Annotated in this window: 7 protein-coding genes; 5 read left to right on the top strand and 2 right to left on the bottom strand. The window is 73.8% G+C overall.

Annotated elements, in window-relative coordinates:
• Window positions 1–94 precede the first annotated feature (94 nt).
• The gene (locus NON00_RS05515; protein WP_256018273.1) at window positions 95–1,858 is read left to right on the top strand and encodes an adenine deaminase; all 1,764 of its coding nucleotides are present in this window, start codon (window positions 95–97) and stop codon (window positions 1,856–1,858) included.
• Between the two features lie 87 nt (window positions 1,859–1,945).
• On the opposite strand, the gene NON00_RS05510 is transcribed toward NON00_RS05515, so the two are convergent.
• A complete protein-coding gene (locus NON00_RS05510; RefSeq protein ID WP_256018270.1) occupies window positions 1,946–2,227 on the bottom strand; it encodes a hypothetical protein in 282 nt (93 codons plus the stop codon).
• 197 nt (window positions 2,228–2,424) lie between these two features.
• Here NON00_RS05510 and NON00_RS05505 point away from each other — a divergent pair, with 197 nt between their 5' ends.
• Window positions 2,425–3,402 (top strand): tripartite tricarboxylate transporter substrate binding protein, encoded by a 978-nt coding sequence (locus tag NON00_RS05505; RefSeq protein WP_256018267.1) that lies wholly within the window; start codon window positions 2,425–2,427, stop codon window positions 3,400–3,402.
• Between the two features lie 145 nt (window positions 3,403–3,547).
• Here NON00_RS05505 and NON00_RS05500 read toward each other — a convergent pair whose 3' ends face one another.
• Window positions 3,548–4,297 (bottom strand): SDR family NAD(P)-dependent oxidoreductase, encoded by a 750-nt coding sequence (locus tag NON00_RS05500; protein WP_256018264.1) that lies wholly within the window; start codon window positions 4,295–4,297, stop codon window positions 3,548–3,550.
• Window positions 4,298–4,410: 113 nt separating this feature from the next.
• Here NON00_RS05500 and NON00_RS05495 point away from each other — a divergent pair, with 113 nt between their 5' ends.
• From NON00_RS05495 to NON00_RS05485, 3 genes are all read left to right on the top strand, one after another.
• Window positions 4,411–5,418 carry a C-terminal binding protein gene (locus NON00_RS05495; RefSeq protein WP_256018262.1) on the top strand — a complete coding sequence of 336 codons (1,008 nt, stop codon included), beginning with the start codon at window positions 4,411–4,413 and terminating at the stop codon, window positions 5,416–5,418.
• A gap of 245 nt (window positions 5,419–5,663) precedes the next feature.
• Window positions 5,664–7,106 carry a glycosyltransferase family 1 protein gene (locus NON00_RS05490; RefSeq protein ID WP_256018259.1) on the top strand — a complete coding sequence of 481 codons (1,443 nt, stop codon included), beginning with the start codon at window positions 5,664–5,666 and terminating at the stop codon, window positions 7,104–7,106.
• 102 nt (window positions 7,107–7,208) lie between these two features.
• Window positions 7,209–11,591 (top strand): type I polyketide synthase (locus NON00_RS05485; RefSeq protein ID WP_256018256.1); only part of this gene is annotated, 4,383 nt, incomplete at its 3' end.

Genomic DNA, 11,591 nt, shown 5'->3' with positions numbered 1-11,591 from the left:
ATTGGCTCCACCAGTTCAACGGGCTGCCTGAAAAGGCGGCCCGTTTTCGTTTGTGCTTTTCGTCCGTGCCTTCCCGCCGTGGAGCCGCACCGCCATGCCCAGCGCGCCTTCCCTGCATGACCCGGCGCTCCGCGACCGCGCCGTGCGCGCGGCGCGCGGCCTCGCCCCCTTCGATGTGCTGATCACCGGCGCCCGCGTGGCCGACATGGCCACGGGCGAGCTGCGGGAAGCCGATCTCGGCCTGGTCGGCCCGCTGGTGGCCAGCCTCCACCCGCCGGGCAGCCGGGCGGATGCGGCGGTACGGCACCACCACCCGGGCCGCATCCTCGCCCCGGGGCTGATCGACACGCATATGCATGTCGAAAGCTCCATGGTCACGCCGCGCCGCTATGCCGAGACGGTGCTGCCCCAGGGCACCACGACCATCTGCTGGGACCCGCACGAGCTGGGCAATGTCGCCGGTCTGGAGGGCGTGCGCTGGGCCATCGCCGCGGCGCGCGGCCTGCCGCTGCGGGTGCTGGTGCTGGCCCCCTCCTGCGTCCCCTCCGCCCCCGGCCTGGAACGCGCCGGCGCCGACTTCACCCCCGCTACCCTGGAAGAAATGCTGTCCTGGCCGGAGATCGCCGGAGTGGCGGAGGTGATGGACATGCGCGGCGTGCTGGAGCGCAGCCCGCGCATGGCCGGCATCGTCGGCGCCGGGCTGGCCAGCGGCAAGCTGGTCTGCGGCCACGCCCGCAGCCTGACGGGGCCAGACCTCCAGGGCTTCGCCACCGCCGGCATCGGCTCGGACCACGAGATCGTCTCCGGCGCCGACCTTCTGGAAAAACTGCGCGCCGGCTTCACCGTGGAACTGCGCGGCAGCCATGATTACCTGCTGCCCGACTGCGTCGCCGCCCTCGCCACCCTGCCGCGCTACCCGCAGACCCTGACCCTCTGCACCGACGACGTCTTCCCGGATGATCTGGTGGACAAGGGCGGCATGATCGACCTGCTGCGCCGGCTGGTGCGCTACGGCATGCCCGCGCTGGAGGCCCTGCGCGCCGCCACGCTGAACGCGGCGCAGCGCATTGGCCGCCCGGATCTCGGCCTGCTGGCGCCAGGGCGGCGGGCGGATCTGCTGGTGCTCTCCGATCTGGAGGGGCTGGCGGTGGAGCAGGTCTTTGCCTCCGGCGCGCTGGTGGCCGCGGGCGGGCGCCTCGCCGCGCCGCTGCCCGGCGCCACCCCGCCCGGCCTGCGCGACACCATGAAGCTGGCGCCGGTCACCCCCGCCACCTTCCGCATCGCCGCACCGGGGGCGGAGGCGCGGCTGCGCACCGTCGCCCAGCCGCGCTTCACCCGCTGGGGCGAGATCACCGTGCCGGTGCGCGAGGGCCACGCCGCGCTGCCGCCCGAGGCCACGATGCTCGCCGTGCTGCACCGCCACGGCCTGGCCCCGGCCATGCCAAGCCTTGGCGTGCTCGAAGGCTGGGGCGCCTGGCAGGGCGCGCTGGCCACCACCATCGCCCATGACAGCCACAATCTCTGCGTCTTCGGGCACGATCCGGAGGAGATGGCCCGGGCAGCCAACGCCCTCATCGGCTGCGGCGGCGGCATGGCCGTGGCCCAGGGCGGGGAACTGCGCGCGCTGCTGCCCCTGCCGGTCTGCGGGCTGCTCTCGGATGCGCCCACGGCAGAAGTGGCGGGCCAGTTCGCCGCCCTGCGCGCCGCCGCGGGGCCGCTCACCCAGTGGGAGCCGCCCTACCGCGTCTTCAAGGCCATCGTCGGCGCCACCCTGGCCTGCAATGCCGGGCCGCATGTGACGGATCTCGGCATCGCCGATGGGACGACGGGAGAAGTTTTTCCGACACTGAAAGAGTAGAAGAGGAAGGGTTCTTTTTTGGAAAAAAGAACCAAAAAACTTTTTTCAGGCTGGCGTCCTGTCGCCGGGCGCCGCCTGAAACACGCATCAGGACTGGACCAGGGCGAAAGCGATCAGGGCCACGCCGGCCAGCAGGCCCAGCATCGACCATAGGATCATGCTCAGGCCCAGGAAGTTATGGCTTCCACCGCCCTCCGGCCGGCGGGACAGCCAGCGTATCAGGCCAAAATTGACCGCCGCGCCCAGCAGCAGCCCCACCCCATTCGCCATGAAGACCGCCCCCTGGAACGTCAGGGGCTCGATCAGCCACGGCCGCAACGTCAGGCTCGACAGCGCCATCCCGCCCACCAGAAGCAGGGCCGACGCCATACCCCAGCCTGACCAGCCCGATCCCATGCCTCGCCTCTCCATCTCCGCCTCGGCCCGCCCGCTTTGGCGCGGCCCAGGCAGGCGGGCCACACACGATCCCCGGCGCCATGCACACGTTTGAGCGATGGATTTCCCGCCCCAGGGCTGGCAGGGACAGAGGCGCAACACACCGGAACAACAACAGGGAAACCCAGCCCATGCTGCGCCGCGCCTTCCTCGCCGCCCCCGCGCTGCTCCTGCCCGCCGCCGCCCGCGCCCAAGGGTCTTCTCCCCAGGGGTCCCCCCAGGGGCGGCCGGTGCGGCTGATCGTCCCCTTCGCCGCCGGTGGCGCGGCGGACAGCGCGGCGCGCACCATCGCCCCGCGCATGGGCGAGCGCCTGGGCCAGACCATCATCGTCGAGAACCGCACCGGCGCCAGCGGCAGCGTGGGCGGCGCCGCCGTCGCCCAGGCCGCGCCAGACGGGCTGACCCTGCTGTGGGATGCCTCCTCGCACCTCGTGAACCCGGCGCTGATGAAGGGCCTGCCCTTCGACTACGCCACCGCCTTCACCCCCGTCTCGCTGGTCACCACCTTCCCGCAGGTGCTGGCGGTGAAGGCCGACTCGCCCGCCCGGGACCTCGCCGGTTTCCTCGCCCTGGCCAGGGCCCGGCCGGGGCAGCTCAACATCGGCACCCAGGGCAATGCCACCGCCGGCCACCTCGCCGTGGCGCAGCTCCAGCGGCTGGCCGGCATCAGCCTCACCCACGTCCCCTATCGCGGCGGCGCCGATGCGGCGCGCGACCTCGCGGGCGGCAACCTCGACGCGGTGTTCATCACCGTGCTCTCGGCCTCGCCCGTGGTGGAATCAGGCCGGGCGCGCTTCCTCGCCGTGGCGGCGGAGCAGCGCGTGGCCGTGCAGCCCGCCCTGCCCACCTTCGCCGAGGCCGGGCTGCCCGGCCTCACCCTCTCCGAATGGGTGGCGCTGTTCGGCCCCGCCAACCTGCCCGCCCCGCTGGTGGAACGCCTGCACGCCGCCCTGAAGGGCGCCCTGGAAGAGGCCGAGGTGCAGGCCCGCCTGGCCCAGCTCGCCGCCGTGCCGGTGGGCAGCAACCCGGCGGAATTCGCCCGCTTCGTGCGCGAGGGCCGCGCCAGCATGGCCGCCCTGGTGAAGGAAGCGGATATTCGGATGGAGTGAGAAAAACAGACAAGAAGTTCTTTTTTGAAAAAAAGAACCAAAAAACTTTTCCAGTTTGGCGCCCCGCTTCAGGCCTGAGGCGGGACGCAAACTGGAAAAATCTTTTTGCTTCTTTTTCTTTAGAAAAAGAAGTTCTTAAAAATAATCATAAAACAACCCCGCCATCCACATGCAGGCACTGCCCGGTGATATAGGCGGCGCCCTCGGAGGCCAGGAAGGCAATGGCCTCCGCCACATCCTGCGGGCGGCCGAGTCGCTGCATCGGGATGCGGCTGATGATGGCGTCCCAGGCCTTCTGGTCCATCGCCGCATGGGCGCCGGCATCCTTCTGGGTATAGCCGGGGACCACGGCATTGACCGTCACCTTCGGCGCCCATTCCAGGGCCAGCACCTTCACCAGGGCTTCCACCCCCGCCTTCGCCACGGCCGAGGCGGGGAAGACCGGGCTGTCCGTGCGGAAATTATGCGCCACGAAAGAGGAGACGGCGACGAGCCGCGGCGCCTCCCCCTCCGCCAGCAGCGGCCCGGCGGCGCGCGCCAGCCGGAACAGCGCGCCGGAAATCGCCTCCTGGCTGCGGGCGAAGGCCGCATCCGTCAGCGCCCCCACCGGCGTGCGGTCGGCGAAGCCGGCATTGGAGACCAGCACGTCCAGCCCGCCTAGCGCGGCGGCCGACTCGGCGACAAGCCGCCCGGCCACCTCCGGCTCGGTCAGGTCGCCCAGCAGGACCACGGCCTCGGCCCCGGCGGCGCGGGCGGCCTCGGCCTGGCGCTCGGCGCCCTCGCGGTTGTGGCGGGTGTGCAGGGCGAGCGCCACGCCAGGCCCCGCCAGCCGGCGCGCCACCGCCGCACCAATGCCGCTGGAAGCCCCGGTGATGAGAATGCGCCGCTTCGCCATGCCCTGTGGTCCCTCTGGAAATGCCGCGGCGGAGGATAGGCCCCCCGGCTTGCGCCCCCAACCCCACCCCCGCATCCTTCGCCCAACGAATCCAAACCGGAGGATGCCCGCCCATGCTCACCGTGCTGGAGCCCGAGGGGCTCTACCCCGACACCGCCCTGGAGGATGAGATCTTCGCCGGCCGCGCCCGGCTGATCCGCGGCGGCGGGCAGGGCGGGCTGGACGGCCTGCCGGATGAACTCTGCGCCCAGGCGGAGGGCCTGTTCATCTTCCGCAACTGGCTGCACGGGCGGGATCTGGCGCGCTTCCCGAAGCTGAAGGCCGTGGTCCGCATGGGCGTGGGCTATGACCGGCTGGACCGCCCCGCCCTGGCCGAGCGCGGGGTGATGGTGTGCAACGTGCCGGATTACGGCACCGCCGAGGTGGCGGACCACGCCATGGCCCTGGCCCTGGCCCTGCGGCGCGGCATCACCCTGCACCATGATCTGCAGCGGCGGGACCCACCCGCCCCCTGGCAGCAGGTCGAGACCCCGCTGGTGCAGCGGCTGGAGGAACAGGATTTCGGCATCATAGGCCTGGGGCGCATCGGCACGGCGGTGGCGCTGCGCGCCAGGGCCTTCGGCTTCCGCGTCCGCTTCTTCGACCCCTACCTGCCGAACGGGGTGGAGCGCGCCCTGGGCATCGCCCGCGCCCGCAGCCTGGAGGACTTGCTGGAAGGCACCGATACCCTCTCCCTCCACGCCCCGCTGACCCAGGCCACGCGCGGGCTGCTGGACGAGGCGGCGCTGCGCCGGCTGCGCCCGGGGGCGGTGGTGGTGAACACCGCGCGCGGCCCGATCCTCGACATCGCGGCGCTGGAGCGCTGCCTGCGCGATGGCCACCTGGCCGGGGCGGGGCTGGACGTGCTGCCGGTGGAGCCGCCGGTGGAGCCGGTGCCGGCGCTGCTCGCGGCCTATCGCCGGGGCGAGTCGTGGCTGGCGGGGCGGCTGATCGTGACGCCGCACAGCGCCTTCCACACGCCCCAGGCCTATGCCGATATCCGCCGCAAGAGCGCGGAGACGATGCAGGAGGCGTTAATAAATGGGGCCTCACGCAATGAGATCAGGCCGAACCAGGAATGAACCCCAGGAGGTATCCGGCGGCGCTCCTCGCGTTAATGGTTTGAAATTCACTCTTTTAACGAAAAATTCAATCCTTAACCCCCGGTGAAGGGAGGTTCATTCTCAGAAATTAGATTGACGAGGCGTTAACTGCTCCACAAAATTGTGACGAAGTTTGTTCGCAGATGCAGCATACTCTGGACCCGCCGGATGCCCCATCCGGCCGGTGACGCCAGGAGGGTGCCGCCGTAGCCCGAGGATCCAGAATGCCAGCTGAATCGCGCTCCGACGGCCTGCATGTGATCCTGGACGTGTCCCGTCTGCTGGGTTGCGGCCGCAAGCGCACCCCCTCCGGCATCGACCGGGTGGAGCTGGCCTATGCCCGCCACTGGCTGGCGGCGGACCCTGAGCAGTGCAGCTTCGTCGGCCAGGAGCTGCATGGCGGCTTCGCCCTGCTGCCGCGCAAGCTGGTGGCCGAGCTGGTGGACACCCTGGCCGAGGCGTGGAGCAGCGGCCTCGCCAATGGCCCGGCCTTCCGCCGCGCCGCCCGGCTGGGCGCGCTCGGCCGCTGGCGGCTGCTGCTCGGCCTCGGCCGCGGCGATCTCGGCCGCCTGCTCGCCTCCGGCCGCCGCCTCGCCTATCTGCTGGTGTCCCATCAGGCGCTCGACCGCTCCGGGCCGATCGAGGCACTGCGCCGCGCCGGCTGCGCCTTCGTGCCGCTGATCCACGACCTGATCCCGGTCACCCACCCGGAATATGCCCGCCCCGGCCAGGCGGAGAAGCATCTGCGCCGCATCGGCACCACGGCGGCGCTGGCCGATGGCGTCATCGTCAATTCCGCCGCCACGGCCGAGGCGCTGGCGCCGCATCTGGGCGGGCGGGCCATGCCGCCGCCGGTGCTCGTCGCCCCGCTCGGCATCGACACCGCGCCGCGCGGCCAGTCCTCCACCCAGTCCTCCACCGGGACGGACCCCTATTTCGTCGCCCTCGGCACCATCGAGCCGCGCAAGAACCATCTCCTGCTGCTGCATCTGTGGCGCGAGCTGGCGCGCACCCACGGCGCCGCCGCCCCGCGCCTGCTCATCATCGGCAAGCGCGGCTGGGAGAACGAGAACATCGTGGACATCCTGGAGCGCTGCACGGCGCTGCGCGGCCTCGTCCAGGAGGTCGGCCAGCTGCCGGACCGCATGGTGGCCGAGATGCTCCAGGGCGCGCGCGGCCTGCTCTTCCCCTCCTTCGCCGAGGGCTATGGCCTGCCGCTGGCCGAGGCGCTCGCCGCCGGCGTGCCCGCCATCTGCTCCGACCTGCCGGCGCTGCGCGAGGTGGGCGGCGAAGTGCCCGATTACCTGGACCCGCTGGATGGCGCCGCCTGGCGCGAGGCGGTGCTGGACTATGCCAGCCCCGCCAGCCCGGCCCGCGCGGCCCAGATGGCGCGCATGGCGCAGTGGCAGGCCCCCGCCTGGGCCGACCATTTCCAGCTTGTCGATGGGCTGCTGGAGGATGTGACCAACCCGGCCCGCCGCCACGGCGCCCGCGAGGGTGCGCGGGAGGCCGCCCGGGAGGCCGCGCGGGGTACGGCCCCGGCGCTCGCCGGCCGGGGCTGGGCCGGGCAGGGTGGAATGGTTCAGGGTGGCAGGGTGCAGGCCGGCGTGGTGCAGGGCGTGGTGCAGGGCGGGGTGGTTGCGGCCCGCGCGCAAGCCATGCCATGAGCGGGGGCGGGCTCTGCCGCCCGCCCGCCGCCGGCACGCCCCATGCCGGCACGCCCCGACATCCCCGCGCGCGCAGCCCCGGCCGCGCGTTGAGCATGTGGAATGACCAGAGTCAGAAAATCTGCCGGCCATCGCGCCGCCCCGGAGCCCATCGCGATTGTCGGCGCTGCCTGCCGCCTTCCCGGCGCGCCAGACCTCGACCGTTTCTGGGACATGCTGGCCAGCGGCACGGATGCGGTCTCCACCCTGCCGGAGGGGCGCTTCACGCAGGCCGCCTTCCACCACCCGCGCAAGGGTGAGCCGGGCCGTTCCTACAGCTTCGCCGCCGCGCATCTGGGCGACATCACCGGCTTCGACGCGCCGGCCTTCGGCCTCTCCCCGCGTGAGGCGGCGGAGATGGACCCGCAGCAGCGCCTGCTGCTGGAGGTGACGGCGGAGGCGCTGGAGGATGCCGGCTGGCCGGCCAGCCGCCTCGCCGGGCGGATGATCGGCGCCTGGGTCGGCGGCTCCTCCACCGACCATGCGGAGCTGCGCCTGGCCGACCCGGCCGGCACCGACCGCTACTTCATGACGGGCAACACCCTGTCGATCCTCGCCAACCGCCTGACCAACGTGTTCGACCTGCGCGGGCCGGGGCAGACGGTGGACACGGCCTGCTCCTCCTCCCTGGTGGCGCTGGCCGCCGCCATCGCCGCGCTGCGCGCCGGGCAGGTGGAGGCGGCGATCGTCGGCGGCGTGCAGCTGCTGCTCTCCCCCTTCGCCTTCGCCGGCTTCTCGCGCGCCGGCATGCTCTCCGCCCGCGGCCGCTGCCAGGCCTTCGACGCGGCGGCGGATGGCTATGTGCGCGGCGAGGGCGCGGGCGCCGTCGTGCTCAAGCCGCTCTCGGCGGCGCAGGCGGATGGCGATGCCATCCGCGCCGTCATCCTCGCCTGCGGCACCAATGCCGCCGGGCGCACCATCGGCCTCTCCCTGCCCAACCGCGAGGCGCAGGCGGCGCTGCTCAACCGCGTCCTGGCCGAGGCCGGGGTGGGGCGGGAGGAGCTCGCCTATTTCGAGGCGCATGGCACCGGCACCCAGGCGGGCGACCCGGCGGAGAGCTGGGCCATCGGCACCGCCCTGGCGCAGGGGCGCGCCACGCCGCTGCCCATCGGCTCGGTGAAGACCAATATCGGCCATCTGGAGCCCGCCTCCGGCATGGCCGGGCTGTTCAAGGCGATGCTGGTGCTGGAGCGCGGCGCGGTGCCGCCCAACCTGCATTTCCACACGCCCAACCCGAATATCGACTTCGCCGGGCTGAACCTGCGCGTGCCGACGGCGCTGGAGGCGGTGGAGATCGGGCCGCGCAGCGTGGCGGGGGTGAACAGCTTTGGCTTCGGCGGCACCAATGCCAGCCTGCTGCTGGGCGTGGCGCCGCCGCGCGCCACGGCCGCGCCGCGCGCGCTCCGCAACAGCGCGCCGCCGCTGCTGCTCACCGCCCGCTCGGCCGCGGCGCTGCGGGCACTGGCGGTGGAGTGGCGCGGCACGCTGGCCCGGCATGGCGCCAACGGCGCCAACAGCCAGAAAAACGCCAGCGGCGCCTCTGACAAAACTAGCCTCAGCTGCGCCCTGCTGCGCGGCGCCGCACGCCACCGCGACCTGCATGCCCACCGCCTCGCCCTGCGCGGCGAGGGGGTGGAGGCGCTGGACGCCCAGATCGAGGCCTGGCTGGCCGGGGAGCGCCCGGCGGGCGTCACCCATGGCATCGCCCGCCCCGGCGTCGCCGGGCATGTGGCCTTCGTCTTCTCCGGCAATGGCGCGCAGCATGCCGGCATGGCGCGCGCCGCCATGGCGCGCAACGCCGCCTTCCGCAACGCCGTGCGCGAGGCGGATGCGCTGCTCACCCCGCTCACCGGCTGGTCCGGCGCGGCGCTGCTGAAGCAGGGGGTCACGGCGGAGGACCTCGCCGGCACCGACCGCGCCCAGCCGCTGCTCTTCCTGGTGCAGCTCGGCATCCTGGCGGCGCTGGCGGCGGAGGGCATCCGGCCGGATTTCTGCCTCGGCCATTCGGTGGGCGAGGTGGCGGCGGCCCATGCCGCCGGCATCCTGACGCTGCAACAGGCGGTGCGGCTGGTGGTGGCGCGCTCGCGCGCGCAGCACAGCCGGCGCGGCATCGGCCGCATGGCGGCGCTCGGCCTGGGGGCGGAGGCGGCGGCGCCGCTGCTCGAGGCCTGCGCCCCGGACGCGGCAGGCTGGCGGGCGGAGATCGCCGCCTACAACGCCCCCAACGCCATCACCGTCGCCGGGCCGGAGGCGGCCATCGACACGCTGGTGGCCGAGGCCAAGTCGCGCCGCCTCGCCGCGGTGAAGCTCGATCTCGACTATGCCTTCCACTCCGCCGCCATGGACCCGGTGCGGTCGGCGCTGCTGGCGGATCTGGAGGGGCTGGCGCCCGGTGGCGGGCGGCTCGGCTTCCTCTCCTCCGTCACCGGCGGCAAGCTGCCGGGGGCGGCGCTCGATGCCGCCTATTGGTGGCAGAATCTGCGCGCCCCCGTCCGCTTCCAGGCGGCGGTGCAGGCGGCGGTGGATGCCGGGGCGCGGCTGTTCATCGAGATCGGCCCCAACCCGGTGCTGCAATCCTACCTGCGCGAGAGCCTGCGCGCGGCGGAGGCCGAGGCCCCGGTGCTGCCCACCCTCTCCCGCCGCGATGGCGAGGAGGACCCCTTCCCCGCCCTGGCCGACCGCGCCTTCGCCGCCGGGGCGGACCCGCGCGGCGGCGCCGCCTGGCAGGGCCCGGCGGAGCGGCGCGGCCTGCCCTTCACCCCCTTCGAGCGGCAGCGCCACTGGTTCACCCCCAGCCCGGAATCCCTGCGCCTGACCGACCCGCGGCAGGACCACCCGCTGCTCGGCTTCCGCCAGGGGGCGGAGCCGGGGCGCTGGTCGCGGCTGCTCGACACCACGCTGGAGCCCTGGCTGGCCGATCACTGCCTGGGCGGGGAGCCGGTGCTGCCCGCCACCGCCATGCTGGAGATGGCGCTGGCCGCCGGCGCCCTGGCCTTCCCCGAGGCCCCGGCGCTGGAACTGCGCGACATGCAGATCCTGCGCGCCATGCCGCTGGCCGCCGAGCGCGCGCGGGAGCTGCGCAGCCAGCTCGATGCCGAGGGCTTCTTCCGGCTGGAGAGCCGGCCGCGCCTCTCGGGCGAGGGCTGGACGCTGCATCTGCGCGGCCAGGTGGCGCCCGCCGCCCTGGCCGCCCTGCCCGACCAGCCACCGCCCCCGGCCGATGGCGCCCTGGTGCCCGGCGCGGCGACGCGCGCCCGGGCGCGGGACTTCCTGCTGGGCTATGGCCCGGCCTTCGCGGCGGTGGAGGAGGCGCGGCTCTCGGCCGATGGCCGCTGTGCCACGCTGCGCCTCACCCTGCCGCCGGAGGCCCCGCCGGAGGAGGCGGGCTACCTCCTCCACCCCGCGCGCTTCGATGGCGCCCTGCAGGGGGTGGTGGAGCTGCTCTCGCCCGGCGAGGTGGCGGATGGCCGCGCCGTGGTGCCGGTGCGTTTCGGCCGCGTGGTGGTGCGGCGCGGCGCGCCGCCGCCGGTGCGGGCCGAGCTGGTGCTGCACCACCGCGGCGAGCGCTCGGGCCATTGCAGCCTGCTGCTGCGCGATGGCGGCGGGCAGCCGGTGGCGCGGGTGGAGGAGTGCTGGATGCAGCGCATCCGCCTGACGCCGCGCCCGGCGGTGGAGGAGGCGGTGTTCCTCCTGGCCGCGCAGCCGGCCGGCCTTCAGCCGGAGGCGGTGCCTCCGGGCACAGAACACGCGGCCGGGCCCAAGGTGGCCGATCTGGTGGCCGACCTGGACGCCGCCGCCGCCGCCGCCCTGGCCGAGGATTCGGCGCAGGATCTGGGCGAGACCGCCCTGCTGCTGGAGGGCCACGCCGTGGCCAGCGCCCATGCCGCGCTGCGCGCCCGCGCCGCGCCGGATGGCACGCTGCCGCCGCTCGGCCTCACCCCCTATGCCCAGGCGCTGCTGCGCGCCCTGGCGGAGGACGGGCTGGCCGAGCCCGCCACCGGCGGCGGCTGGCGCCTCGCCCCGCCGGAGGACCTGCCGGAGGCGGGGGAAATCTGGCGCACCCTGCTGGCCGAATCCCCCACCCTGGCGCATGAACTGGCCTGGCAGGCCCTGGCGGCGGAGCGGCTGCCCGCCGCCCTCGCGCCTTCCCTCGCTCCCGCCCTCCCGGCGCTGCCGGCCGAGGCCCTGCTGCCCCCGTCCGAGGCGGCGGGGTATGAGCGGCTGGCCGGCGTGCTGGCGCGCGGCGTGGCCAGCCTGGTGGCGGGCTGGCCGCGCGACCGCCCGCTGCGCGTGCTGGAGGTGAACGCCCAGGGCGGGCCGCTCACCCGTGCCCTGCTGGCGCTGCTGGCGGGCAGCGGCCTGGCCGTGCGCTACATCGCCACCGGCGCGCCGGGCGATGCCCGCGCCGCCGCCCTGCCGCCCCAGGCGGGCGGGGTGGAGTACACC

The organism is Roseomonas sp. GC11, from assembly GCF_024437745.1.
In the GTDB taxonomy this organism is placed as follows: domain Bacteria; phylum Pseudomonadota; class Alphaproteobacteria; order Acetobacterales; family Acetobacteraceae; genus Pseudoroseomonas.
The sequence above is the reverse complement of the archived record's forward strand: the minus strand, read 5'-3'. Positions and strand labels throughout refer to the sequence as shown.